The following is a 26,119-nucleotide window of genomic DNA, read 5'->3' as shown; positions in this document are numbered from 1 at the left end:
ACAATATTAAATAAAACAGACAGGTACTTAACAAAGACTGGTTAGAACCACCAGAATAGTCTGTTTTATTTTATATATAATTATGTGAAGTGATGAACATTTAAAAGGAGGATTTGATTATGGGCGTATTGTATGTACCAAGCACAAATTTAGTTGGGAAAGGGTGTTTAGGCGAACTCGCACCATTTATTAAGCAATTAGGTGGCACAAAAGCACTTGTGGTCACGGATAAGTATTTAAATCAAAGCGGCATAGTGGCAAAGGTAACCGAGCAGCTTACCCAAGCAAATACAGACTATGTCATTTATGATCAAGTAAAACCGAACCCAACTGTTGCGAATGTAACTAAGGGTGTAGCAGTCTTTAAAGAAGCTAATTGTGATTTCATCGTCTCTGTCGGTGGTGGCTCACCACAAGATGCAGGTAAGGCGATTGGTTTGCTCATTACCAATGGTGGTAATGTAAAGGACTTTGAAGGCGTGCACAAGACGAAGAATAAGACAGTTCCAACCGTTGCAGTCAATACAACAGCTGGAACATCCGCTGAGTATACGATAAATTATGTCATTACCGATGAAGAGCGTCAAGTGAAGATGGTGATGGTTGATAAGAATAGTTTAGTAGCAATCTCAGTCAATGATCCCGAGCTGATGGTTAATAAACCGCGTGACTTAACAGCCGCTACTGGCATGGATGCATTAACACATGCTATTGAAGCCATTGTCACACCGGGTGCGTATGCCATTACTGATGCAACTGCTCTTGCTGCTGTAAAAATAATCTTTCAATATTTACCGAGAGCTGTTGCAGACGGTCTCGATATTGAAGCGAGAGAGCAGCTTGCTTATGCCATGTTCTTAGCAGGTCTAGCCTTTAATAATGCTGGGCTAGGTTATGTTCATGCAATGGCACACCAGTTAGGTGGTGTCTATGATTTACCGCATGGCGTTTGTAACGCAATGCTGTTACCAATTGTAGAGCGTGAAAACGCAAAGCGTGATCCCAGCAAATTCATTGCGATAGCAGAAGCGATTGGCATTACCACTACTGGTAAAACAGCCGGACAATGTGCTGATAGAGTAATTGAGGCGATTACTGAGCTAGCCAAAACGGTAGGTATCCCAACTACTTTAGCTGAGTTAGGGGTTAACGAGGTCGACTTAGACAAGCTTGCCACTCATGCGATGCAAGATGCTTGTGCACCAGGTAATCCATTTATTCCAACTAAAGCAGAGGTTATCGCCATGTTTAAGCAAATTTTATAGAACTGTGCTAGATATAAGCGCTCTTAACAAAAGAAAAACAAAAGATATACTTTGTTTTTCTTTTGTTTTTATTGTATTTTATGGTTTTGTGCGCTAAAATAAAAGTAATGACAAGAAATGAGGGATACATAGCATGATTAAACAAAAAAAAGACCTAAAACAAGCTGTTTTTGTACAAGAAATGATGACTATTACCCAAGCGATGTGGCGGAATGGCTGGGATGAGGCAAATGGTGGGAATGTTAGTTTAATTATTCCTGAGGATGATATTTTAGAATTTCTTGATCCAAATCAGGTGAAAAGGCAGATTGACTTAGACTTTCCAGTTAAACCACTTGCAAACTTATACTTTATTGTTACCGGTTCAGGGAAGTATTTTAAAAACATTGCGAAAGATCCAGAGGATACACTAGCAATTATTAAGGTATCGGAGAACGGACAGTCGATTGACCTGTTGTGGGGATTAAGTAATGGTGGGAAGCCGACAAGTGAGCTCGCGTCTCACTTTATGAGTCATATCACTCGGCTAGAACAAGATCCAAAGCATCGTGTTATCATGCACACGCATACAACCAATGTGATCGCCATGACTTTTGTTCATGAGCTCACGGCAAAAGCGTTTACCAAGACATTGTGGCAAATGTGTACGGAATGTGTGGTTGTTTTTCCTGAAGGGGTAGCGTTGTTACCATGGATGGTACCAGGAACTTCACAAATTGGTGAAGCGACGGCAAAAGCCATGGGAGACCATCGCTTAGTTGTCTGGCCACACCATGGCATTTTTGGAGCAGGGTCATCAATCGATGATGCTTTTGGCTTAATTGAAACAGCAGAGAAAGCTGCTCAAGTTTATATGCTGGTTTCTGCCCATCAAGGTGGTGTGCAACAGTCGATTACGGATCAAGAGCTAATGGACTTAGCAGCTGCGTTTAATGTAACGCCTAATCCAAATTATATGTAAGGGCAAGTTAACGTACTATGGATAACTAGCTTTTTTAACATTGTAGGTTGCTGGCGGATTGGTTGGCTATATTCATTTTAAGCTATCAATGCTATCATAAAGAGACAACCCCTAGTTAACCAATTAAAGGGTAGGGGGTATATTATGCTAGTGATTAGGAAGGAAGAGAACGATGCTAGTAGCAGAGCGACATCAAAAAATTGTTGAGCAAATAACAGATAAAAAAACAGTAAAGGTTACTGAATTAAGCCAGCTGTTCTCCGTTACTGAGGAAACCATTCGCCGAGATTTAGAAAGACTTGAAAAGGATGGCCACTTAATTAGGAGTCATGGTGGTGCCGTTTACAATGAGAAAAAAGGTGACAGTGATATTCCGTTCGCTAAGCGTGAGGTCATTAACGTAGAGGCAAAAAAGAGAATTGCGCGAATGGCAGTGCAGCATGTCAATCAAGGTGAAACAATTATTCTTGATGCAAGCTCTACTGCTTGGTATATGGCACAAATTCTGCCCGATATGCCGTTAACAGTTGTGACAAACGCTTTAAAGGTTGCGGCTGCATTAAGTGAGAAGACAAAGATAACGGTCGTTTGTCCAGGTGGAACTCTACTGAGTAAATCACTGTCATTTGTTGGTCACTTGACCGAAAAAGGCCTAGATCATTACTTTGTTGATAAAGCCTTCATCTCATGTAAAGGTATTCATTCAGAAAGAGGGCTATCGGAATCTAACGAGCAACAAGCCATCATTAAACGGAAAATGCTCGAAATAAGTGCACAATCGTTTATTTTATTAGATGATAGTAAGTTTGGTGTTCAAGCTTTTTTTAAATTAGCAAGTATTGAATCTGCACAAGCTTTAATTGTTAATCAACCATTAGATGCATACTGGGTAAAAGTCGTGCATGAGTTGAATCCTGACCTAAAAGTTGTTAGTCCGAATGTATAGTTAAGCTGTATGATTTTCCAATAAATAAAGACTCTATCGTTATCACTGTTGTGTCAGGGATAATGTCAGAGTCTTTTTCATAAAGCGAAATTAACAGTTTATTAATTAGCTGCTTTCATAATTGACAATCCTCTTTGCCATTAGTGAGTCAAGGTAATCTTTAACTAATAACTAGAGGGAATTAACCCCAGCCCGTGCAAAACTTATGCAAAATAATCCATCCTCAAACAAGATAATCTATGTTAAAGAAACAGCCAATCAGCTACTCTTAATATAGGTAACCAAGGTTGATTACGTAGTATCGCTAATTATATTAAGAAGGGTGATTAACTAATGAAAGTAGCTGATGTAAAGCTGTGGGAAGAAACCGTTATCATTCCCACATATGAGGTCGAGGAACCAAATATTAATCCATTGTTTTTTGAACGAAGAATTTATCAAGGCAGTAGCGGTAAGGTCTATCCCTTGCCTGTGACCGAGGGGGTTAAGAGTAGTAAGCGTGATCAAGCTTATCAGGCCATCTTTTTGGAAAATGAATATGTAAAAATCATGTTTCTTCCTGAGCTTGGTGGTCGAATTCAACGTGCCTATGACAAAACGAACAACTATGACTTTGTCTATTATAATGAGGTAATTAAGCCAGCGTTAGTAGGCTTAGCTGGTCCGTGGATTTCCGGAGGGATCGAGTTTAATTGGCCACAACATCATCGACCAACAACATTTATGCCCGTTAATTATACCTTGAAGACATTCGAGGACGGGAGAAAGACACTCTTTATGGGTGAAGTTGATCAAATGTATGGAACTAAAGGAATGGCTGCCTTTACGCTTTACCCTGATCGAGCATATTTGGAGATCAAAGGTCAGCTTTATAATCGAACGGAAATACCGCAGACGTTTCTCTGGTGGGCTAATCCGGCTGTTGCCGTGAATGATCATACCTATTCTGTATTCCCACCGGATGTTCATGCTGTTTTTGATCACGGCAAGCGCGATGTCTCTGCATTTCCAATTGCAACTGGAACCTATTATAAATACGATTACTCGGCCGGTGTTGATATTTCCAAATACAAGAACATTAAAGTGCCTACTTCCTATATGGCTGCAGCCTCTAACTATGATTTTATTGGGCATTATGATGAAGCCAAGCAAGCAGGATTGTTACATGTGGCCGATCATCACCTTTCTCCGGGTAAGAAGCAATGGACTTGGGGGAGTGGCGAGTTTGGTCAAGCATGGGATCGGCAGTTAACTGATAAGAATGGCCCTTATATTGAGCTGATGACAGGTGTGTTTACCGATAACCAACCTGACTTTTCTTGGCTAGCCCCATTTGAGGAGAAAGCGTTCACCCAATACTTCATGCCTTACAAAGCAGTTGGTCGTGTCAAGAATGCCAATAAGAATGTGGCATTAAATATCGAGCCAAGTGAGCAAGGTTTGGCCTTAACGCTGTATGCCAGTATTAGAATAGAGCAGGGCAGTATCACACTTTACCAAAATCAGCAACAGCTGTATCAGTTGACGATCGACCTAGCCCCTGCTGAATCACTGTCTACGATCTTACCAATAGAGACTGTGGCTAAAGTCGATGATACGGTTGAGATCGTCTTAACGAATCAAACTGGACAAGTGCTGCTCAGCTATCGTGGTCAACCAGAAGCAGTTCCCCCATTACCAGAAGCTGCCGAGCCGTTACCTGAGCCGAGCTCACTTAAATCAACAGAAGAACTTTTTTTAGCAGCTACGCATATTGAGCAATATCACCATGCCACCCTTGAAGCAGAACATTATTATGTAGAAGGATTGCGTCGAGATACACAGGATATTCGCTTGAATAACGGTTACGGCTTGTATTTATATCGACAAGGAAAATTCAAGCAGAGCGAACAACATTTTCGTCGTGCAATCGCAAGGCAAACGTGGCGATCACCGAACCCTCTCTCTGGTGAAGTCTATTTTAACTTAGGACTTAGCCTGTTTAGGCAAGATCGTGATGCTGAAAGCTATGCTGCTTTTTACAAAGCAAGCTGGAATGATGATTATAAGAGTAAAGCACTGTATTACTTAGCCTGCTTGGCGTATAGAAAACAAGACCTTGCAGAGGCTGAGGGTTTTATTGAACAGGCACTGTATTTGAATAAACATCATATGAAAGCGCGAGGCTTACAATTACGTTTATTGCGCTCAAGGCAGACTGAGCTGGTGGTAAAACTTCAGGCTGGGGTCGACATTGATCCACTTGATCTGACCGTTTGGTACGAATGGGGAAAGCTTGACTCAGATAAGTATGCAATTTGGCTGACACATATGCAAGCCGATCCGATTAAGTTCCGCGTACTTGCACGAGATTATATGGAGTATGGCTGCTTTGATGAAGCCATGACGATTCTCACGACCTGTCCAGTTGCCGATCCACTTAACCTTTATTACCAAGCATACCTATTTTTATTGCTTGGTCAGAAGCAAAAGGCAGACCAGTTAATTGAGAAAGCAGAAGCATGTAAGCCTAGTTATTGTTTTCCTAATACGTTAATCGATCTCCGCGTTCTAGAAGCAGTCATTGCCAAAAGTGCTGCGCCACGTGCGCATTATTATTTAGCTAATCTTTATTACGATAAAAAACGACATCAGGAGGCCATTCGGCTTTGGGAGCGCTGTGCAGAGCAATTACCTGATTTCCCGACTGTTTTTCGTAACCTGTCATTCTCCTATTACAATGTAAGAGCTGATGAAACTGGGGCATTAGCTGCAATTGAAAAGGCTGTCGCACTTGATCGGAATGACGCGCGGTTACTATTGGAGTTAGATAGTTTAAAAAAGCGGCTCGGCCACAGTGTTCAATCCCGACTTAACCAACTCGACCAACAGCGTGAATTAGTGGCTACGCGTGATGATTTATTAATTGAATATCTGTCATTGCAAAATATAGCAGGCTATCACCAAGCTGTTTATGCAGCAATTGAAAAACATCAGTTCCATCCATGGGAGGGTGGTGAAGGCAAAGTGACAACACAATTTGTCTATTGCTTAACCATGCTTGCTATAGACCAAATCGCAACGGATCCTGCTCAGGCAATTGCCTGTCTAAAGTTGGCATTAACTCGTCCAGAGAATTTGGGTGAAGGAAAGCTTCCGAGTCATTTTGACAATCGAACCCACTATTATTTGGCGAATGCTTATCAACAACTTGGTGATGATCACCAAGCTATGGCGCACTATCGCTTAGCAACTTACGGGAGTACGGATCCTGAACCCGTTATCTACTATAACGATCAATCAGCAGAGAACATTCTCTATATTGGTCTTGCACATCAAGCATTAGGGGAAGTGGATAGAGCGCAAGCCTGTTTTCACAAGCTCATTACATTTGGGACAGAGCAGCTTGCAAAGGATGTGACTTATGATTACTTTGCTGTTTCATTACCAGCCAATGTTTTATACCATGATGATTTAACTAAGTTGCATCAATGCTATTGTCATTATGTTAGAGCACTTGGGTTCTACGGTCTTCAGGATTACCAACAGGCAAATGAGAATAATCAACGGGCGTTAGCTATTAACCCAGCTGATCAATCCGCCTGTTATTTGCAGAAATTATTGACTAAACAATTTAGCATATAATAACACCCTTATGCTAGGAAAGAGTGAACGGAGATGACAAAGATAAGTTTGGCAGGTATTTGGAACTACCGATTTGATTTAGAGGATCAAGGCCTTGATCAAAGCTGGTATCAAGATATGTTCTTAAATCACGCATTTCAGTTACCAGGCACCACATCAACAAACAAAGTCGGTCAACCAGTTGATCCGGCTAAGTTTAAGCAGCTAACGAAGGCATCCGTCACTACGCATCAAGAACGTTATCCGTATTTAGGTGTTCTATGGCTCCAAAAGCAAATGACTGTCGATGTCCAATTTGCTCCAGATCAAGATGTTATCCTTAACTTTGAACGTATCCTTGGTCAGAGTACAGTCTGGATTAATGAGACAATGTTAGGTAGCCAGAATAGCTTATCTACCCCCCATTATTATGTAGTCAGTCCTAGTTTAATAAAGCGTGGGGAGCCATTGACAATTACGGTTCGAATTGATAACCGCGTTCATCAGCATCTTGGGGAACTAGCATCAGGCTATTCGCTCCATACACAGGGGCTATGGGCAGGAATTGTCGGTGAACTAACCCTTGCTCAAGCACCAATAAACTGCCAATTATTTTACGATCAAGCTAAACAGCTGCTTGAAGTGGTCGTAGCAACAGGTAAGCAGCCTGTGCAAGTTGTTATTTGCGATCAAGCTAAGAATAGATATATTGCTGAACCAGATTCATATGAGTACCAAGCGGAAACAACACACTATCAATTTGATGTAAGTAAGCTTGATATTTGGTATGCGGCTAAACCAAACCATTATCAGGTTCAAATTAGCATGGGTAAGCACACTATATATAAAACATTTGGTCGATTAGATTTATCCGCTGATACTAACTATATCTACCAAGCTAATAAGCGGTTGTTTTTAAGAGGCACACTGGATTGCGCTATTTTCCCGAAAACGGGCTATCCAACTATGGACCAGGAAGGCTGGCAAGTCATCTTTACTAAAATTAAGGGCCATGGATTAAACCATGTACGTTTCCATTCATGGTGTCCGCCAAAGGCAGCCTTTCTTGCGGCCGATTATTTAGGACTATATTTAATGGTTGAGGCACCAATTTGGTTAGATGAATGGTTTAATAATAAAGTCGGAGATGCGCGTGAGCACTATGCCTTTATTACGAATGAAGTAAGCCGGATTCTTGCAAGTTATGGGCATCATCCAAGCTTTAGTTTTTTTTCAATTGGGAACGAACTCGCAGGTGACTTTAAGTTTCTAGCAGAGCTCATTCAGGAACTGCCATTTAAAGAGCATCAAATATTGACAACGATTACAGCAAATACGACCAACCGCAAGCGAACGTTCTATGAGCGTGCTGATCACTTTTTTATCGGGGTTGAGTACCAAGGTAAGGGTCTAAGGGGTAATCGTTTCTTAGATCAAATGGTTGAAGGAACAGCTTTAGATTATCAGATGGCCGCCGAGCACGTGCCCTTGCCAGTAATTACGCATGAGATTGGCCAATACGCAAGCTACCCTGTATTAGATGTTATTGAGAAATATGATGGTGCAATGGTGCCGACCAATTTACTTTCTATTCAGCATGATTTAAGAGAAAAACAACTAACACCCTTTGCGGATCAGTATGTGACAGCTTCTCTAAAGCTAGCGCGTGATTTGTATAAGGCGGAAATTGAAGCAGTGCAGAGAAGTAATGCGGTAAGTGGCTATCAACTTCTGGGCTTGCAAGATTACCCAGGTCAAAATACCGCTACTGTTGGACTACTTGATTCGTTTTGGCAGGATAAGCAAGCAGGGCTGACGGACATGATGAAAGAATTTTGTAACGATGTTGTCCCAATAATCGAGCTTGAGCGGAGGATTTTCTTAAAGCAGGAGACAATTTCGTGTCGGTTAGCAGTAAGAAATGATTTATTTGAATCGCTTAATCAAGCACGGGTAACGATGACCATAACGCATGATCAGACTGTATTATTTCAAGATCAGTTTACCGCTACACTTAACCAAGGAAACTATCAAGTCATTAAGGAGCTTTCCGTTTCAATCATGGCGCAATTAAACAATGATGCATATCTATCAATGTGTACCCTTGAATTATGCATTGAGGCAAATAAGCAAAGCTATTGTAACCATTGGCAAATTTGGGTGGCGGACCAGTCAACGTTCTGCCATGGTCATACACGGCTCTTTGTTGATGATTGGGCTTCGCCAGCACTTGAAGCGGCACTGGAGCGTGGGGAACGCTGTCTGTTGCAAGTTAATCCTACGCTAACGAAAAATGTGAAGGCAGGTCATTTCTTTCCTGTTTTCTGGAGCCCGGTGTTTTTTGACTCAAAGGACGACTGTGGGGTGAGTATTGCTAACCAACATCCGCTTTTTCAAACCTTTGAAACAGATGACTATGGCTCATTTCAATGGAAAAGCTTGCTGGAAGGTGGCTGTTCATTTGCTACGCATCAACTAACTAGTATCATCTCACCAGTACCTAATTTCTACAATCATGACCAACGCAGCTATTTGCTTGAAGTTAAGGTAGGGACGGGTAAGCTGATGATCAGTGGCTTTGATATAGACCGTGGTCAGAAACCAGAAGAACAGGCTTTTCGATCAGCGCTACTGGATTATCTAGACAGTGATGCGTTTGAACCAATACAACAATTAGATTGGCAGGCGGTCAAACAGCTAATTCCATCCGATCAGGACCATGCTGTGACGCAGGGTCTAAGTAGCGATCTTGCTTATCGTAAACCGGCATGGGCTGATATTGAGCGTTCAACGCAGCTAAGTGCAGATCGGGGGAATGATGGTATTCATGATACGTATTGGACAACGCCAGCTCAAACGGATGGACATTGGTGGTGTGTTGATCTTGGTCAGACTGCTCATTTTGAACAAATTGTCATTTATCCTTTGGATGGAGAAGAAACAACATTAACGATTACTGTTTCTGAGGATGGAGAGTATTGGTCAAAGCATGCTGACTCAACTAAACCAGGGTTAGAGCATGTTATTAATAAACAAGGCTATGGCCGATTTGTCAAAATTCACTATCACCATCCGTTAAATATTGCGGCTGGTCAGATTAGTTGTCAAGTCTTTCAGCAACGCGTCCGCTAGCATCATTATTCACCTTTGCGAGGAGCAATTTGATCCTGAAACATTTTTGGAGAAAGGCCAATGACTTTCTTAAATACCCGAGAAAAATAGTAAGGATCTTGAAAACCGACTTTGGCAGCTACCTGATATATTTTTAGTTGCTCCATTCGAAGAAATTTACACGCCCGTTCCATCTTTAATTCTGTTAGGTAAGCCATGGGCGACTGATTTAATTGTTGTTTAAATACTTGGCTAAGGTAGCTCGCTGATACACCTAAAGCGGCCGCAATTTCTTCTAATGATAACGGGCTAGCTAAGTGTATGTTCATATATTGAATGGCTTTTGCTAAGAAATGATGATCTTGGCCGTGTTCTTCTCGTTCAGGTAAATAAGCGACCTCGGCAAAAATGAAGAACAGGAATGGTGAAACAACCCGTTGGAGGTGTTGGTGTGGATAACGCTCACACATATGGAGCAGCTCAGTAAAATGATTTTGGATGGTACGTTGTTTCTCAATTGGAAAGCTAATTGGCTGGTCTGATAATGGTAACGCGACTGCCTGATCATGCGTGCAATTAAAATGCATCCACAAAATTGACCAAGGATTCGTTGTGTCAGCATAATAACGATGACTAGTCGTCTTTGGGATACAATAAAGTTGGCCAGCCTTTACCTTAAGGGCTGAACCATTATTCAAGTGAATATAGCCTAATCCATCCATGCTATAAATAAGGATAAATTCAGCAGCGCCAGTATGGCGCTCACGGTAATGGTGCTCAGCTTTCTGATAGTATCCGATTTCGGAAATGACAATCGCAAGCTCGGGGTATTCACCATGATTAGGCAAAACAATGTGCTTTTCATTTAAGAATCCGTGCTGTTTTTTTACCATTATGAAGTTTCATTCCTTTAGTGTGATAACGAGTTATGAGTAAATGATAACAAAGCAAAGACTTAATTGCATTAATAAAATGAAACTTAATTAGTAAGAGGGCTTTATCCCCAACTTAGCATACGTGATTCTTCGCCTATCTTGGAAGTGGTTCCTACAGTCAGTTAATCTGTTAAAAAAAGAAAGGATGATTATTGTGCATATTTTATTCCCGGTTTTAGGTAATAAAGAAGTACCTAAGCCATTACCATTCTCAGGTCATAACGATCATCATCAATTAGGTGCAACCTCAGCTTACCTAACAAAGGACAATATGCCCTGGTTCCCAATTATGGGTGAGTTTCACTACACGCGTTATCCTGAGGACAAATGGCTTGAACAGCTATATAAAATGAAAGCAGGCGGGATAGAGATCGTTGCGACTTATGTAATCTGGATCCATCACGAGGAAATAGCGGGAGAGTGGAAGCAATCTGGTCAAACAGATTTAATTAAATTTATTAAAACCTGTCAACAAGCTGGATTATACCTGTTGTTACGTGTCGGTCCATGGGCACATGGTGAAGTTAGAAATGGTGGCTTTCCTGATTGGCTTCAGCATGCTCCATTTGAGAAAAGAACAGATAACCCACAATATTTAGCCTATGTCGCCCAGTACTTTAAACGTATCTATCAAGCCTGTGAAGGGCTACTATTTAAAGATAATGGGCCTATTATTGGCGTGCAAATTGAGAATGAATATGGTCATGCTGGTGGGAAAAATGGACAAGAAGGTTATCAGCACATGACTACGTTAAAGCAGATGCTGGTTAAAACAGGGTTTGATGTGCCCTACTATACTGCGACAGCATGGGGTGGTGCAGTTGTCGTAGATCAAGAGATGTTGCCTGTGTTCGGTGGGTATGTTGATGCACCATGGTTTAATAAGCTCGGTCCGTTACCAGCTAATCGGAATTTCTTAATTACGCCAGACTACAACGATGAATTAATTGCCAATGATTTTAATCCGGATGGCTTAGCGGAGGTAGCGACAAACGTATTGGATTATCCAATCCTGACCGCTGAGTTAGGCGGTGGCTTACAAGTCACGAAGCGACGACGATTATATGTTGAAGCAGATGCAACAGAAGCACAAGCGTTGTGTAAGCTTGCATTAGGAGCAAACTTACTTGGCTATTATATGTACCATGGCGGCACGAATCCAATTGGAGAGCTAAGCACCTTTCAGGAGTCAACGGCAACAGGCTCGAATACTGATGTACCTGTATTATCCTACGATTTTCAAGCGCCAATTGGAGAATATGGCTACTTTCACCCAAGCTATGGCTGCTTAAGAAAGCTACACTTGTTTATTAAAAGCTTTGAGCAGTGGCTCGTTGCTGCACGGCCAATTTTCCCAACAGAATTGGTGACGAATCCAGAAGATACGCAAGCGTTACGATATAACATTCGTTATAACGATGATTTACAGGGTGGATTTATCTTTATTAATAATTATCAACGACATCGTCAAATGAAGAATCATGGTCAGGTAAGCTTTACAATTGAACTCACTGACAAGTCTATTGAAACGCCACCTATTCATGTGGCTCCAGGATTTAAAGGCATCATACCTTTTCAAATTAAATTTGGCGAGGCATTACTTCAATCAACCAATGCCAGCTTACTTTGCCAAGAAGAAGATGGCACAATTGTCTTTTACCATCATGATCCTGAAGTAGCGATTGTTAATTTTATTGGCAAGGTACCGAAGTATCGTGTGATAACTGAGGAAGAGGCGAATCAAGGTCTATATTATAATGGGCAATTTCAGGTTGCAGCAGAGACACAATGGCTGGCTCAAGATCATCATTATTTAGAATGGACTGAGACAGCTGAGCAGGTAATGATAAGTGCTGAACAGATTGAAGAATCTAAAATCAAACAACACTTTGTCTTAAACCTTGTCTATCCTGAACAAAGGGCAGTCGATTATTTGTTAAGCATTGATTTTATTGGTGACCGAACAGAGCTTTTCTTGGGAGAACAATTAATTGCAGACTGGTTTCAGATCGGGACTGACTGGCAAGTTTCCCTAGCGCGGTTTAATTTTCCTAGTCAATTAAAGCTTACAATCTATCAAACACGTTCGGATGTTTACTATGAACGTGAGATAGAGACAGGCTGTCAGCTTAAGCAAGCTTCCGTACAAGCTGTCGTTAGGCAAAGCGAACAAATTCAGAATTGATGGATTAGGGAACAGCTAGGCAGAGCAAGTCAAAAATGATCTAATGACGAGAACAGCTATGCTTATCCCGAGTTAACAATGGGGATGGAGAATTTGTTAGATTCATCACAATTGACATCTGTGAAAGCGTTTTATATACTTAATAAGTAAAATTTAACTAAAATTATATTATGAATTTACTGGCTGTAAGACCTGGCTTCAAGCATAAGTCTAGCCGAGGACTGACAGTTAGGAACAGCTAGCTTTGCAAAAAGGGCAGACTTTGTGATAGCTGTACACGCATATCTATGGGTGGAAATAAGCAACGAGAGAGGATAAAACACATACTAATTGAAAGTTCACTTCATGAAATTAACTTGGTTATGAAATAACAACATAGCCAAGGTTATGATTAGCAATAGTTGAGAGGAGCAAGATTATGTCAGCGTATTTATTTGTACATTTTATCGGGGAAGGAAAGAATGAAGAGCAGGTTTATTTTAGCCTTAGTAAGGATGGCGTTAATTTTCAAGATCTTAATCAAGGGAAGCCAGTTCTGTGCTCGCAGCTAGGAGAAGAAGGTGTACGCGATCCTTTTTTAATTAGAGATGATAAAACAGGGAAATTCTATCTCATTGCAACAGATCTGCGGATGGAAAAAGGACTCGGCTGGTCGCATGCAATTGAATACGGTAGTCAAGACATTATCATTTGGGAATCTACCGATCTCATTTACTGGAGTAGCCCAAGGGCGGTAAAAGTAGGCGTAGCAGGTGCCGGAAATGTCTGGGCTCCAGAAGCAATTTATGATCAAAGTAAAGCTGCCTTTTTGGTTTTTTGGGCATCTAAAGTTGCGGGAAAGCATCGTATGTATGCAGCTTATACAACTGACTTTATCGACTTTACTGAGCCCTTCCAATTTTTTGAGAAGGAAAAGGATGTTATTGATACGACAATTGTATTCGATCAGGGCTATTACTACCGATTTACCAAGGATGAAACCAATAGTCGAATTATTATGGAGCGATCAGAATCACTGCTGGGCGATTATCAACTGGTTAGTTCGCCAATACTCGATCAACTTGAAGGTGTAGAAGGGCCAGAGATCTATCAATTACCTGATCAAAAAACGTGGTGTTTAATTGTTGATCAATTTATGGCTAGAAAAGGCTATATGATTCTAACAGCTACTGATCTAGCAACTGGAGACTTTAACATCTTAGAGCAAAACAAGTATGACTTTGGTCAAACTAAGAAGCGACATGGTGGCGTGCTTGCCATTACTGATCAAGAATACCAACGGTTACTGACCTATTATGACCAACAAAATCCTGTTATTTCAGGCTTATATGCCGATCCAGATTTGGTGGCTTTTGGTGACAAGTATTACCTTTATCCAACGACTGATGGCTTTACCGATTGGTCTGGTACAAGCTTTTCAGCATTCGTCTCTGATAACTTAACCGATTTTAAGGCAACAGGAGAAATTGTTGATGTGGCTAGTGATCAGGTTCCATGGGCTGTCGGGCATGCATGGGCGCCATGTATCACTGAACGAGACGGAACCTACTATTATTACTTCTGTGCGAAAAGACCGGACGGGAAATCATGTATTGGTATGGCTCACAGTAAGCATCCGACTGGACCGTTTACTGCTGAGGACAGCCCACTGCTTGCACATGAACTTATTGATCAGCATGGCCTAGCAATGAGCCAAATGATTGATCCTTCTATTTATAGTGAAGACGGTGACTACTACATTCTATTTGGCAATGGTGAGGCGGGTGCAATCGCTAAATTGACAGAAGAAATGGATGCTATTGAAGAGGATACACTTCAGCAATATGCAGGCTTAGTTAACTTTAGAGAGGCGGTGACGGTTTTAAAAAAGGATGGCCAATATCATTTCACTTGGTCGTGTGATGATACGAGAAGTGAAGATTACCATGTTAATTATGGTGTCTCATCATCCCTCTATGGTCCCGTTGATTACAAATATCCAATTTTAACAAAAAACCCGTTAAAAGCTATTCTAGGTACTGGGCATCATAGTATCGTGAAAGTACCCGATCAGGACAAATATTATCTGGCTTATCACCGATTCGCCACGCCATTGGCTCAATATCCAGAAGGAAAGGCTAAGGGCTACAACCGAGAAACATGTATTGCGCCACTTGATTTTGACCAAGACGGTTTAATGCGACCTGTTATCGTTTAATTAAGAAAAAGACTAGGGCAGTTAGTAATCGGTTCCCTGGTAAACCTGTTAGAGATAAACTTTGGAGAAAGGATGCGAATGATTAGCTACTTAGCAAAAAGTAAAGACTGGAAACAGTAGCATATGTTCAAGATATGGTTAAATTTATAATAAAACCGCTAGTAAACTGCCTATTAGGCTGTTGCTAGCGGTTTTTATCGTAAAAAATCGATTATGTGTTGTATCTTTAATAGTGTTAGTAAGGTAGTTTCCCAAGATTAGGTGGAAGCAAACAAGAGCCGACTTCTGTGGGAATAGCACGTATCCAAAGCCCCCTGTGTGATGTGTAGTTCTTGACGCAGTGGGGGATGTTAGCCTAAACCCGTCAACTCTTTTAATAGCGTCTAACTGACCTACATCCTGTAGGACCGAAGCTGCGTCCGAGGCTAGCGTGACACTGAAAAATTGAAGATGTCACACTCGTGCCCTTGGGTGCTAGCGTGAAACTGAAGATGGAATGTTCGTGCCCTTTGGTGAAAGCGGCTCTTGTTTGCTGGAGCCAGCCAAATATTTGCTTAACCAACGCTATTTAATGAACAATTAATTATGTCGAGATGGCGTTCTTTGGGTGGCAACCCTTTAGCTGTACCTTTAAGCAGCGCATGCTTGCTGGGCAAACACTTGAAACAGAGTGAAGATCAACTAAATTATTCTAATCTTTTTTTTATAACAATTACTATTGACGAAATGCAAACTATATATTACAATTAATGCAACATATAGTTTGCATTAATCTGTTTTGAAATTGAGGTGATTTAGATTATTAAAAACCGTGTGAAAGTAAGTCGAAATGAAAAAAAACTAACCCAAGAAGAGTTGGCAGACAAGGTAGGGGTTACTAGGCAGACAATCGGACTTATCGAGAAAGAAAAATATAACCCGACCATTGCCTTAGGTCTTAAGCTTGGCAACGTGTTAAATAAGTCGCTAGATCAACTATTCTGGGAAGAGGATGATGAAAATGAAACATGATGAGCGGGTAATTTCGGATATTAACATAGCCAAGCGGATTGGTTTTTCTATTTTTTGGTTCGGTATTTTTGCTGTATTAATATACCGCTGGTTTATCTTGAATCAAACACTTCTTGATACGCTGGATGTGTTCCTAGTTTGGTTTATTGCTTCACTCGTGCAATTTTTTGCCTTAGCTTGTAAAGGCATTCCGCTTTCTTATCCGGTCACACTGAACAACGGTAAGCAGCGTTATTTTTTGTTCTTTATGCCATTAATGACTGGGATACTGTCGGCGGTCAGTGTTTTTGCTAAGGTAGGCTTTGATTGGACACGAATAATCGGCGGATTTGCGGTTAGCTTCTTCGGTACACTCATTATATTTCTACTTTATAGAACAATTGTTCATCTCTGGGAGAAGAGAAATATTTAGCTTGTGGTACTTTTTTGCCGAGCTAGTCATTAAAATAACTGAGAGGAAGTGGTCTGAATGCTTGAAGTAAGCAACCTTGTGCATCATTATGGGAAAAAGACTGCAGTTAACCAAGTTAGTTTCAAAATTAAACCAGGAGAAATTTATGGCTTCCTAGGCCACAATGGTGCTGGGAAGACAACAACGATTAAAGCATGTACAGGTTTGTTACAGCCAACATCGGGTGTGGTTAACATATGTGGCTATAACATTGTCGATCAGCCATTAGTGGCGAAACAGCATTTTGGTTATGTCCCAGAGAATCCTTATTTATATGAAAAGCTCACTGGAAGAGAATTTCTAAATGCTGTTTCTGCTGTCTATCAAACACACAGTCGAAAGGATTTGAACAGCAGCATGCATTCATTATTGAAAGACCTTCAGCTAAATGACGCTGCGGATCAATTAATCGGCACCTATTCTCATGGGATGCGGCGAAAAATAACCCTTTGTGCTGCATTGCTGCACAACCCACCGGTAATATTTCTCGATGAACCAACAACAGGTCTTGATGCCGCTAGTGCAAAGGCAGCTAAGGATTTATTTAGAAAACATGCTGATCAAGGAGCGGCGGTGCTATTCACAACCCACGTACTAGAATTAGCTGAGAAGCTCTGTGATCGAATTGGTATCTTGTCAGCTGGTGAATTGTTGGTTGAAGGGACCTTAGCAGAATTACAAGACAGATACCAAGCGAACGATACCAGCTTGGAGGAAATATTCTTACGGATTACAGTCTAGTTGGATGGAGGGGGTTAAATGAAATGCATTATCTAAAATGGTATAGCAAATTACAATTTGTCATCTTGAAAAATAGATTATGGCGAGATCGAAGTACAATAATGAGAGCGTTATCAGTAATGGCAGCAGTGATTGCTGCCCAAATCATTTTGACAAATATACTGGTTCGACATGTTTTTGTACAGGTAGATCATTTGGAGCAACTTCTCGCTGTCTCTCTCTTCGTAGTGCTAATTTGGCTTTATTTGAGCACAATTGCTCAAAGTATCAGTAGCTTTATTCGTTTATTTTATCATGCACCTGATCTGAATTATCTAATGGCTTTGCCAATCCCGATTAACTATCTGGTTATCTTTAAGTTTTTTGAGCACCTCATCACGAGTACGAAATCATTGTTGTTCTTGTTTTTTCCCTTACTAACAGCATTAGGATTAACTGTAAACGCTCCATTTATTTACTATTGGGCAATTATTCCGTTATATGTTATTAGTGTAATTATTCCCTGTGCAGTTGGCATATTAGTCGCAATGATTGGCTTAAGGTTTGTGTCTGCCAAAGTTTTTACCTCCGTCACGCCACTGTTTATTTTCTGCATCAATGTAGGCTTTGCCTTGCTTATTTCACGTATTCAACAGTTGGATCCTCGTTACTTACTGAACGTAATTGAATTCTTCGAGAAACCGTTGGTGACTGATATTATTCCAGTCACAGCCGCAACGAAGCTTTTTTATGCATTTGTAACTGGTGAACCAACTTTATCGACGTTCGTGGCTTTATTGTTTGTATCCTTAATAGCCATTTGGACTGTGTTCTATTCAGCTAAAAAGCTCTTCTTTGCTGGTTGGGTAAAGCATCAGCATATGGATGCAAATCCAAAGAAGCGACAAAAGCGAAAAGAAAGAAGTGGCAAAGCTAATCATCATAATGAAATAATTGCATGGATGAAAATGGAGTGGCTGATGGCGCTACGCAATAATGAGATGTTTATCGGTTCCGCATTTATGCTGTTTTTCTATTTATTCACACTGGTTATCTTTATTTATAGCGGTCTTTTCTCAGATACACCGATTCTTGGTGTTATCTTATTAATAATGCTTGCAGCAATCGTCAATATTATCGCTGTTTCAGTCCTATTTATCCCTGCTACTATTACTAAGGATAAGAGCTTGTGGAAAAGTCGTTATTGGCTACTTAAGGTTTTACCGATAGCAGGGGAGAAGGTGTTTATCATACAATCTCAGATGTTTTTCATTCCAGCATTAATTATTAGTATTGTTGGTAATGTTAGTTATTCAATTGTAACTGGCTTAAGCCTACCGTTCACTCTGCTATTCGTTTTCGTACTATTCTTTGTCCTTTATGGCAGCTCGGCGCTTTATACTGCAGTTGAATTGCTATCGTTAGTCGATTTTTTTAACGAAAGGACGTTATTAGGTAATCTAACGACCATTGTTCTTCCTGTTCTCTATGGTGTTCTGTCGGTCGGCAGTGTTGCGTTATATTTAGCGAAAGATTTCGTAGTGGAAATGCCCATCCTAGCTCAGCTTAGTACTGTCTTGAGCCTACCGATCGTCATTATCCTTTCAGTGGCAACTGTCCTCATTACCTGTACCATTTCAAAGTTAGTCTTTACTTGGGTATGGGCAAAATTAGCAATTTAGTTGCTTAATTAATAACGCAGAAACCGGCGCTACCGTGGTCTGATCAACTTCAAACAAATAAGGACTGTATTCAAGCTGGTTAATTAGCTTGGGTACAGTCTTTTGGTTTATTATAGTTATGCTAGCGTAATTGTTAACCATTAATCTAGTAAGCGGATATGCAGACACAACGTGGTAGCTAGTTTGTCGGAAGAATCATGACTGCAACAATTGTATATGCATTGTTTAGGCAACTATTCTGAACGTGACTTATCCTTTCTTGTTAGAATCATGGTAGAATAAAAGAAAAAAGAGGTGGACATATGGTTAAAATTACGAACATATGGGCAGTGGGCAATAGCCTTGCCGAATCAACTCAAGGAACTTCATCATGCTTTATTTAGCTTTTTTTAATCATTTACCAAGCATCTTCGTTATTATCGGGTTTATACTCATTCATTTTATTTCTAAAACCATTTCTTTTAAATTTATTAGTGCACGCTCATTAATTTCATTTGCTGCTGGCGTCAGTGTCGCCTATGTCGTTATTAATTTAATCCCATACCTTGGCTACGCTCAGAATAAACTTAATCAGGAATTTGATTGGGACTCGACTAATCCCTTCAGTCAGCTTATTTATGTTGTCGTGTTAATTGGCTTTGTCCATGCTTACGTTATTTATAAGCTTAGTGAACGACCATTGCGTATGCTGGGGAAGAAGAATCCCGTCATGGTAAGTTCAATTTATTTTTGGTATGATTTAATTTTTTTCGCTATTTACAACATCATGATCGCCTACCTAGTATCATCCCAATCATTACCTGATCAAACCAATGTCTGGGTCTATTTTGTCGCCTTCGGCTTGCACTTTCTGTCAATGGATTTAGGTATGCGTCATCATCATCAGCAAAAGTATCGCAAAGTTGGTTGGGTTGTTCTCGCTACAAGCGTCGCTTTCGGTGGCGGGCTAGCGCTAATTTGGCTCCCACCAGCATACGTGGTAACCTTAATTAAAGCATCTATCACCGGTGAAATGCTGTTAAATGTGCTCAAGTTTGAATTGCCAATTGACAATCATGGAAATGTTAAGGGCTTTTTAGCAGGTACAGTTTGCGCTGCTGTTTTGTTTTTGTTAGTCTAAACGTCTGAATGCAACACGAATAAGAACAAGACTTGGCAATGTTAATTAAATTCTTTTAGTGATGGATCTGTATGTTAAAACTAATTTAAAACGTTGGGTATGCATTCGGTAGCAGGAGGTTATTATGAGTCGGATATCCATGGAACATGTTGATAAAAATTTTAAGCAAATGAAAGCTATTAAAGGTGTTCATTTTCATGCTCACCGAGGTGAGATTATTGGTATTATCGGGCCTTCAGGTTCTGGGAAAACGACACTAATTAAATTGCTGATTGGTTTGCAATTTTTGACCAACCAGCACTGAAGAAGTTGCGCTAACTTCAGTCTGGTAAATGTTAGGGACAGGGTATGAATTTTAATTGAGCTATCTCTTTTTAATGAATTTATGGTAAGATTAGACTGATTTTAGTTCTTATTATTTAAGTGAATGGACAAGTCTTAAGCAAGGAAAGGGTTATTATGCAAAAACACGTTAAACCAGCACTACCTAAAATAGATTGCCCAGTTGTTGATCGCTGCGGCGGCTGTCAGATCCAACAGCTTTCTTACGATCAACAACTAGCAAAGAAACAAACCGAAGTCAACAAATTATTAAGTAAGTTTGCCAAAGTGGAACCAATTATCGGGATGACCAACCCGTATTATTATCGTAATAAAATTCATACAACCTTTGCTATGAATCGGAAAGGGCAGGTTATTTCAGGTAAGTACCAAGCCGGATCACACCATGTCGTGCCAATTGATAGCTGTTTAATTGAGGATCAACGGGCTGACGAGATTGTTGTTTCAATTCGTCAGATGCTGCGGTCGTTTAAGATTAAACCTTATCATGAAGATTCACGGTCAGGCTTATTACGTCATGTCTTAGTCCGAACCGGTTTTCAAAGTGGCCAGATTATGGTCGTGCTCGTCCTCGGCTCACCAGTTTTTCCATCAAGGAAAAATTTTATTAAAGCGCTACTTGAACAGCACCCAGAGATCACAACAGTCGTTCTGAATGTTAACAATAAAAAAACAAGTATGGTGTTGGGGGATCGGGAGCAAGTTCTATATGGAAAAGGGTTTATTGAAGATACCTTATGTGGCAAGTCCTTCCGTCTGTCACCTAAATCATTTTATCAAGTCAATCCAGTCCAGACGGAAGTACTATACAGTAAGGCACTTGACTTAGCGGAATTTACTGGACGAGAAACGATTATTGATGCCTATTGTGGCATTGGGACAATTGGCTTAATTGCAAGTGATCGGGTTAAGCAGGTCATTGGTGTGGAGCTTAACCAAGCTGCTGTTAAAGATGCCATTAATAATGCGAAGCGCAACCAAGTGAAGAATGTCTTTTTTCATCAAGCAGATGCTGGCGATTTTATGCTACAAATAGCACGAAAAAAGCAACGGGTTGACGCGGTGCTGATGGACCCGCCTCGTTCGGGTAGTACTGAGAAATTCATCCAAGCGCTTGCGACAATGAAACCGAAGCAAGTCGTCTATATCTCCTGTAACCCAGTCACATTAGCTCGTGATTTAGCCAGCTTAGCGAGAAAAGGTTATCAAGCCAAGCGGATTATTCCGGTTGATATGTTTCCAGGGACGAATCATGTGGAGACAATCGTAAGTTTAGTTCGTAAACGCTAAAAAATGACAAGAGCAACCAGATAACGCAAACAACATACAGTCGCTCTATCTTCAAGTAATGAGGACATTGCGACTTTTTTTAGCTAAACGCGTTTAATATGTTGGATATGAGTGAACTGTGAATGAGGAGAATTAAAAGATGAATAATTTATCCTGTACCCGAGCATTTTTTCTATGCGCGTTAAATATGAAAGGCAGTACAACATTGACGCATTCTATAGAAGCATCTAGTTGTCTGTTGGCGAGTTGTCTGCTAGAGCTGTTGGAAGGGAACTACCTGATATATGACGACAAGCAGAAAATGTTTGTTAACAATCCATTACCAGCTGACAAGATCTATTTAGCGCCTGTCTATGAGCTTATTCGGATCAACAAACCAATGAAACTTGAAAAGATTGCTGAAAAGTATGTGTTTGATTCAAAGAAAGCTAACGCGCTATTTCAATCAATTGGTCACTCACTCGTGGATGACGGTTATGTAGACAAGGCGAACAGTAAAGGTTTATTTACGACCAAAATAAGGTTTACACCGAAAGCGCATGCTGTTTCACAGGTCGGAGAGAGTCTCCGCAAAGCAGTTCTGACGGAGCAATTTATTCCAGATGATCGAATAGCCTTAGTGGTGCTATTAAATAAAAGTGGTTATTTTAAAGAACACTTTGCAAAAGACGAATTAAAAGTGCTTAAAGAAAAATTACATGTTTTAAAACAGACTGATACTAGCGTGCTAATAAATAAATTAATTGGCCACATTGAGATGATACTGGTCTTCTTTATTTCTAGTATAAACTAACGAGATTGTCTGGACTTATGTAACCTAATTATAAAGTGAATCTTCAATTACTACGGATCATCCTTATCGCTCACTTAGCATGCTTTGATTTTCCACTTATGCTTCAAGAGGGCTTGTAGTCAGTTAATCTACAAAAAGGCGACATTAATTAAATAACTTTTTTTGAAGGAGCGTCATCATATGGGTAATACTGACAAATTCGACATGATTGCAAATAATTATGATACTGCTGAGCGCATTGAATTAGCGAGCTTGACTGCTCATGCTATTGCAGACAAACTTTATCAAACAGAAACAAAACATGCGATTGATTTTGGTTGTGGGACCGGTTTAGTTGGATTGAATTTACTAGCTAAATTTAAGTCAATCCTGTTTCTTGATCCGTGAGCAAATATGATTACACAAGTTGAACAGAAAATTACTAGTTTGAGCATTAACAATGCCACGACACAATGTTTAGACCTTGAAAGGGAGCAAACGACAGACTTACAGGCTGACTATATTTTTATGGCGCAAGTTTTGCTGCACATTAAGCATACAGAACAAATTTTATCAACCCTCTACCAATGCCTTAATCCAAAAGGGCAACTGATTATTGTTGACTTTGATTACAATGAGCATGTTAATTCACCGTTCGTTCATAGTGGTTTTAAACATGATCATCTTGAAAATTTATTAAAAAGAGTCGGCTTTAAACAGATTAATAGTGAAACCTTCTATCATGGTGAGCAAATCTTTATGGGCCAGGATGCATCAATGTTTATCACTAGCGCTCAGAAATAATCCGTTTGTTTAAATATACAGAAAATAACGCCCAAGTTAGCATGATGTTCGTTAGAAATGGGTCGTTTTTTCGGCTGGTTTACTACTCTTTTCATTGTTAACGAGAGAATGACTTACCATTCTTAGCAACGATGAGCGGATTTTTTTTTATCTAAAGCGCTTATGACGGTAGTAATCTAGTAAGGAGCCAACTGTAAATGATAGTTTTTCAAAATAGATGGGTTTTTGTCTAGGAAAAAATATGGTAAACTAAAACAATTAGTTTTAAATGGTGATGGAGTGACGTTAGATTGAATTTAAATAACCGTTTATTTCGAATTGTTATAGGCGTCATCATTTTAACCTTAAACCTATCCTCGGGTTTCGTAATAAGGACGGAGTAGCACAAGAAATATTTTATACTAGAGCATACCAAGTCAGTCATGACTACAGTTTTTATGGCTTAGTCAAATATATCAGGCTTAAAGGGAGAGTTAAGATGCAAAGTTATCGAAGAATTTTTTGGAGTTTTATCTTCGCAACGTTTAATTTACATATTGGCGCCTTAACCATTATTCCACCATTTATTGGTTGGATAGTGGTGTACTCAGGATTGCTAACCCTTGGTATCAAAGCGCGCGAACAGGCACTCGCGAGGCAAAGAATTACTTGTGTTTGTTTAATTGTTTTGTCTGCTCTCAATGGCTTTTTAATGTTAATCAATGCTAGTGGCCTTTTTCGGATGCTGTTACCAATATTAGTGATGGTAGGGGAGCTTGTTTTCTTTCACTTTTTATTTTCAGCGATTGTTGAGCATTTTAAAACCATTGAGTATTTTGAATTGGCCACCATTTATGCTAAGAAAGACCGCACTTATCTTGTGCTAAAGGGACTGGCCACCTTGTTCATGACGGTATCGCTTAGCTTAAATCATCAGCTGCTTGGCCTAGGTGGTGCTATTTTAACCCTTATTGCTCTAATTCATGTTTTAACAGCGTTATACTGGCTCAATAAAGGCGCGGAGCAGTTACTTAGACGAAGGCAGCAGGCTTTAACGTTTAGAAGTTAGAACAGTTTCAATTTAGCACGCGTTTGTTAATCCGTTACACACTAGTAGGTACTTACTAGTGTGTTTTCATGTCTACTCACAAATAGTTTTTATAAGATTAGAAAATGCGCCTAATCAGAAAAAAATATGGTAAACTAAAACAGATCTTACCAGTCGATAACAGAATGATTTTTATCTGGAGTAAAGAGGAGAAGTGAAGGAATGGATGTAAATAAGCGCATTTTTAGAATTTTTCTGATCATTATTGGTATAGTAGCAACTGGGTGCATGATCTTTATTCAGTATGTAAGCTTAGCTGAGCCAATTTTCTTTAAGCAATACGCTGATCTAAGTGTTAATCTAGATGATGACGATTATCAATACGGTTTATCAGATGAACTATTTAGCTTTAATTACTTCACCAATGCAGAAGATAAAAGAGTTGTTTCATATGTGAGCTTCCCTGAATATCCAGATTTACACATCCAACCATTTGAGGATGATTGGGGCATGTTTGGTCTTGACTTTGAGACGGAACAACCAGATCTTATTGGTCAATTATATGGGCGGTATAGTTTAAGAGAAGTACTTTGGCAGATCGTAGACTTACCAGAGGAAAGCTTAGATAATGAACTTATTCTAAATGAAGCGATCTTTTACTTTAGTGATGGCAGCGAAGTCAAGACAGATATTGGTCAAATTCGGTTATCACGATCTGCAAGTGACAGTGAAATAATTGAGTTCTTATCAGGGTCAAGCTCATCAGATGGTGATAGTCGATCAAACTTCAAAGTGCTTAAACCGATTAACTTTTCCGGTTTTGAAGCGCATTTTCTTGATCAAATTAGTCAACGTGTGGAGATGAAAATTAATAATCAAAATATTTATGATCTCGAAGAGCTTCAATTAGAAGAGGGGGATACGCTCACCATTGTTTCGCAAATTAAGCCAGCTCAAACCTTGCAAGAAAGGTATACAAGATTTAATTTATCGTTAAAACTTATCTTTACAGATGAAAAGGATCAGGAATATTATCTTACATGGAAAGAAAGCCCTAGCTTTAGAGAAGATTTCAGTTTTACCGATCTTTACAAATACACAAAAGAGCAGGAGGGGCTTTAAATGGCAGCTGGTTTTCGAAGAGTTTTTATTGGTATGATTATTGCATTTATTGATATTGAACTATTTAACCTAGCTCTATTGCCCAGCTTGATAGCGTGGTTGATTATTTATTCAGGTCTGTCAATTTTTGAAACGAAAGGGATAATAATTTTAACGGAAAAAATTATCTGTGGTATGTTAGTATTGCTAATTGGGACGGATATTTATTTATTCTTTATTCAAGCTGATCATTATGGTTTGTTGCAAAATGTTATTCTTCCTGTTTTGGCGTTAGTTGGCCAGTTTATTATCTTCCATCGTCTTCTTGGAATGGCTGTAGCATATTTTGCAGCAAGAGGGGAACAAGACCTGATCGCAAAGTATACGCGTCATAATCGGATTTATCTTATCGTCCAAGGAACAGGTATCCTCCTATTGATATTATCATTGACATTTAACTTAGAAATTCTACTCCTACTAAGCTCAGTGCTTAACCTGATTGCGTTTATCGATATTTTAATATTCACCTATGGTTTAAGCAGAGAAGACTATCGTTATATGCGTATCACTAAGAACTAACTATATTATATCCAAGA

At 39.8% G+C, this 26,119-nt stretch carries 21 protein-coding genes; 20 read left to right on the top strand and 1 reads right to left on the bottom strand.

Going from position 1 to position 26,119, the window contains the following annotated elements; all coding sequences use genetic code 11:
- The first annotated feature begins 119 nt into the window (after positions 1-119).
- The 5 genes from BM000_RS01180 (at position 120) to BM000_RS01160 (ending at position 9,907) form a co-directional block, all read left to right on the top strand.
- Positions 120-1,265: an iron-containing alcohol dehydrogenase gene (locus tag BM000_RS01180; protein ID WP_091493835.1), complete on the top strand. Its 1,146-nt coding sequence runs from the start codon at positions 120-122 to the stop codon at positions 1,263-1,265.
- A 133-nt stretch (positions 1,266-1,398) separates the two neighbouring features.
- A complete protein-coding gene (gene rhaD, locus BM000_RS01175) occupies positions 1,399-2,226 on the top strand; it encodes a rhamnulose-1-phosphate aldolase (protein ID WP_091493832.1) in 828 nt (275 codons plus the stop codon).
- Between the two features lie 172 nt (positions 2,227-2,398).
- Entirely contained in the window at positions 2,399-3,172 is a 774-nt protein-coding gene (locus BM000_RS01170; RefSeq protein ID WP_091493829.1) for a DeoR/GlpR family DNA-binding transcription regulator, read from the top strand.
- Positions 3,173-3,505: 333 nt separating this feature from the next.
- Positions 3,506-6,796 carry a DUF5107 domain-containing protein gene (locus BM000_RS01165; protein WP_091493827.1) on the top strand — a complete coding sequence of 1,097 codons (3,291 nt, stop codon included), beginning with the start codon at positions 3,506-3,508 and terminating at the stop codon, positions 6,794-6,796.
- A gap of 33 nt (positions 6,797-6,829) precedes the next feature.
- Complete coding sequence (locus BM000_RS01160) at positions 6,830-9,907, top strand: galactose-binding domain-containing protein (RefSeq protein ID WP_091493824.1); 3,078 nt, start codon at positions 6,830-6,832, stop codon at positions 9,905-9,907.
- A gap of 5 nt (positions 9,908-9,912) precedes the next feature.
- On the opposite strand, the gene BM000_RS01155 is transcribed toward BM000_RS01160, so the two are convergent.
- Positions 9,913-10,779 (bottom strand): helix-turn-helix transcriptional regulator, encoded by an 867-nt coding sequence (locus BM000_RS01155; RefSeq protein ID WP_091493822.1) that lies wholly within the window; start codon positions 10,777-10,779, stop codon positions 9,913-9,915.
- 196 nt (positions 10,780-10,975) lie between these two features.
- Between BM000_RS01155 and BM000_RS01150 the strand changes: the two genes are divergently transcribed.
- The 15 genes from BM000_RS01150 (at position 10,976) to BM000_RS01085 (ending at position 26,102) form a co-directional block, all read left to right on the top strand.
- A complete protein-coding gene (locus BM000_RS01150; protein ID WP_177178162.1) occupies positions 10,976-13,006 on the top strand; it encodes a beta-galactosidase in 2,031 nt (676 codons plus the stop codon).
- 418 nt (positions 13,007-13,424) lie between these two features.
- The gene (locus tag BM000_RS01145; RefSeq protein ID WP_091493816.1) at positions 13,425-15,203 is read left to right on the top strand and encodes a glycoside hydrolase family 43 protein; all 1,779 of its coding nucleotides are present in this window, start codon (positions 13,425-13,427) and stop codon (positions 15,201-15,203) included.
- An 801-nt stretch (positions 15,204-16,004) separates the two neighbouring features.
- The gene (locus BM000_RS01140; RefSeq protein WP_091493814.1) at positions 16,005-16,214 is read left to right on the top strand and encodes a helix-turn-helix transcriptional regulator; all 210 of its coding nucleotides are present in this window, start codon (positions 16,005-16,007) and stop codon (positions 16,212-16,214) included.
- On the top strand, positions 16,204-16,626 hold the full coding sequence (locus BM000_RS01135; protein ID WP_091493811.1) for a hypothetical protein: 423 nt from the start codon (positions 16,204-16,206) through the stop codon (positions 16,624-16,626). Before BM000_RS01140 ends, BM000_RS01135 begins: the two co-directional genes overlap by 11 nt.
- Before the next feature lie 57 nt (positions 16,627-16,683).
- Positions 16,684-17,406 carry an ABC transporter ATP-binding protein gene (locus BM000_RS01130; protein WP_091493808.1) on the top strand — a complete coding sequence of 241 codons (723 nt, stop codon included), beginning with the start codon at positions 16,684-16,686 and terminating at the stop codon, positions 17,404-17,406.
- Between the two features lie 23 nt (positions 17,407-17,429).
- A complete protein-coding gene (locus BM000_RS01125; RefSeq protein ID WP_091493806.1) occupies positions 17,430-19,067 on the top strand; it encodes a putative ABC transporter permease subunit in 1,638 nt (545 codons plus the stop codon).
- A 370-nt stretch (positions 19,068-19,437) separates the two neighbouring features.
- Positions 19,438-20,187, top strand: coding sequence for a hypothetical protein (locus BM000_RS01120; protein ID WP_091493803.1), 750 nt, complete (start codon positions 19,438-19,440; stop codon positions 20,185-20,187).
- A gap of 124 nt (positions 20,188-20,311) precedes the next feature.
- Positions 20,312-20,491, top strand: coding sequence for an ATP-binding cassette domain-containing protein (locus BM000_RS01115; protein WP_091493800.1), 180 nt, complete (start codon positions 20,312-20,314; stop codon positions 20,489-20,491).
- Positions 20,492-20,646: 155 nt separating this feature from the next.
- Positions 20,647-21,819 carry a 23S rRNA (uracil(1939)-C(5))-methyltransferase RlmD gene (gene rlmD / locus BM000_RS01110; protein ID WP_091493796.1) on the top strand — a complete coding sequence of 391 codons (1,173 nt, stop codon included), beginning with the start codon at positions 20,647-20,649 and terminating at the stop codon, positions 21,817-21,819.
- Positions 21,820-21,958: 139 nt separating this feature from the next.
- On the top strand, positions 21,959-22,612 hold the full coding sequence (locus BM000_RS01105; RefSeq protein WP_091493794.1) for a GPP34 family phosphoprotein: 654 nt from the start codon (positions 21,959-21,961) through the stop codon (positions 22,610-22,612).
- A gap of 180 nt (positions 22,613-22,792) precedes the next feature.
- Positions 22,793-22,999, top strand: a complete 207-nt coding sequence (locus tag BM000_RS16940) for a class I SAM-dependent methyltransferase (RefSeq protein ID WP_245751542.1) — start codon at positions 22,793-22,795, stop codon at positions 22,997-22,999.
- Between the two features lie 6 nt (positions 23,000-23,005).
- Positions 23,006-23,395 carry a class I SAM-dependent methyltransferase gene (locus BM000_RS16935; RefSeq protein WP_245751541.1) on the top strand — a complete coding sequence of 130 codons (390 nt, stop codon included), beginning with the start codon at positions 23,006-23,008 and terminating at the stop codon, positions 23,393-23,395.
- A gap of 478 nt (positions 23,396-23,873) precedes the next feature.
- Complete coding sequence (locus tag BM000_RS01095) at positions 23,874-24,443, top strand: hypothetical protein (RefSeq protein ID WP_091493792.1); 570 nt, start codon at positions 23,874-23,876, stop codon at positions 24,441-24,443.
- A 201-nt stretch (positions 24,444-24,644) separates the two neighbouring features.
- A complete protein-coding gene (locus BM000_RS01090; RefSeq protein WP_091493789.1) occupies positions 24,645-25,544 on the top strand; it encodes a hypothetical protein in 900 nt (299 codons plus the stop codon).
- On the top strand, positions 25,545-26,102 hold the full coding sequence (locus BM000_RS01085) for a hypothetical protein (RefSeq protein WP_091493787.1): 558 nt from the start codon (positions 25,545-25,547) through the stop codon (positions 26,100-26,102).
- Positions 26,103-26,119 lie beyond the last annotated feature (17 nt).

The sequence above is a fragment of the Amphibacillus marinus genome, assembly GCF_900110345.1.
Taxonomy (GTDB): domain Bacteria; phylum Bacillota; class Bacilli; order Bacillales; family Amphibacillaceae; genus Amphibacillus_D; species Amphibacillus_D marinus.
The sequence above is the reverse complement of the archived record's forward strand: the minus strand, read 5'-3'. Positions and strand labels throughout refer to the sequence as shown.

Excerpts from the sequence above, each read along its gene's own strand:
- BM000_RS01165 (WP_091493827.1), top strand. The coding sequence starts at position 3,506 with ATGAAAGTAGCTGATGTAAAGCTGTGGGAAGAAACCGTTATCATTCCC.
- BM000_RS01095 (WP_091493792.1), top strand. The coding sequence starts at position 23,874 with ATGCAAAGTTATCGAAGAATTTTTTGGAGTTTTATCTTCGCAACGTTT.
- rlmD (WP_091493796.1), top strand. The coding sequence starts at position 20,647 with ATGCAAAAACACGTTAAACCAGCACTACCTAAAATAGATTGCCCAGTT.
- BM000_RS01160 (WP_091493824.1), top strand. The coding sequence starts at position 6,830 with ATGACAAAGATAAGTTTGGCAGGTATTTGGAACTACCGATTTGATTTA.
- BM000_RS16940 (WP_245751542.1), top strand. The coding sequence starts at position 22,793 with ATGGGTAATACTGACAAATTCGACATGATTGCAAATAATTATGATACT.
- BM000_RS01130 (WP_091493808.1), top strand. The coding sequence starts at position 16,684 with ATGCTTGAAGTAAGCAACCTTGTGCATCATTATGGGAAAAAGACTGCA.
- BM000_RS01090 (WP_091493789.1), top strand. The coding sequence starts at position 24,645 with ATGGATGTAAATAAGCGCATTTTTAGAATTTTTCTGATCATTATTGGT.
- BM000_RS01115 (WP_091493800.1), top strand. The coding sequence starts at position 20,312 with ATGAGTCGGATATCCATGGAACATGTTGATAAAAATTTTAAGCAAATG.
- rhaD (WP_091493832.1), top strand. The coding sequence starts at position 1,399 with ATGATTAAACAAAAAAAAGACCTAAAACAAGCTGTTTTTGTACAAGAA.
- BM000_RS01125 (WP_091493806.1), top strand. The coding sequence starts at position 17,430 with ATGCATTATCTAAAATGGTATAGCAAATTACAATTTGTCATCTTGAAA.
- BM000_RS01145 (WP_091493816.1), top strand. The coding sequence starts at position 13,425 with ATGTCAGCGTATTTATTTGTACATTTTATCGGGGAAGGAAAGAATGAA.
- BM000_RS01105 (WP_091493794.1), top strand. The coding sequence starts at position 21,959 with ATGAATAATTTATCCTGTACCCGAGCATTTTTTCTATGCGCGTTAAAT.
- BM000_RS01180 (WP_091493835.1), top strand. The coding sequence starts at position 120 with ATGGGCGTATTGTATGTACCAAGCACAAATTTAGTTGGGAAAGGGTGT.
- BM000_RS01085 (WP_091493787.1), top strand. The coding sequence starts at position 25,545 with ATGGCAGCTGGTTTTCGAAGAGTTTTTATTGGTATGATTATTGCATTT.
- BM000_RS01170 (WP_091493829.1), top strand. The coding sequence starts at position 2,399 with ATGCTAGTAGCAGAGCGACATCAAAAAATTGTTGAGCAAATAACAGAT.
- BM000_RS16935 (WP_245751541.1), top strand. The coding sequence starts at position 23,006 with ATGATTACACAAGTTGAACAGAAAATTACTAGTTTGAGCATTAACAAT.
- BM000_RS01120 (WP_091493803.1), top strand. The coding sequence starts at position 19,438 with ATGCTTTATTTAGCTTTTTTTAATCATTTACCAAGCATCTTCGTTATT.
- BM000_RS01135 (WP_091493811.1), top strand. The coding sequence starts at position 16,204 with ATGAAACATGATGAGCGGGTAATTTCGGATATTAACATAGCCAAGCGG.
- BM000_RS01155 (WP_091493822.1), bottom strand. The coding sequence starts at position 10,779 with ATGGTAAAAAAACAGCACGGATTCTTAAATGAAAAGCACATTGTTTTG.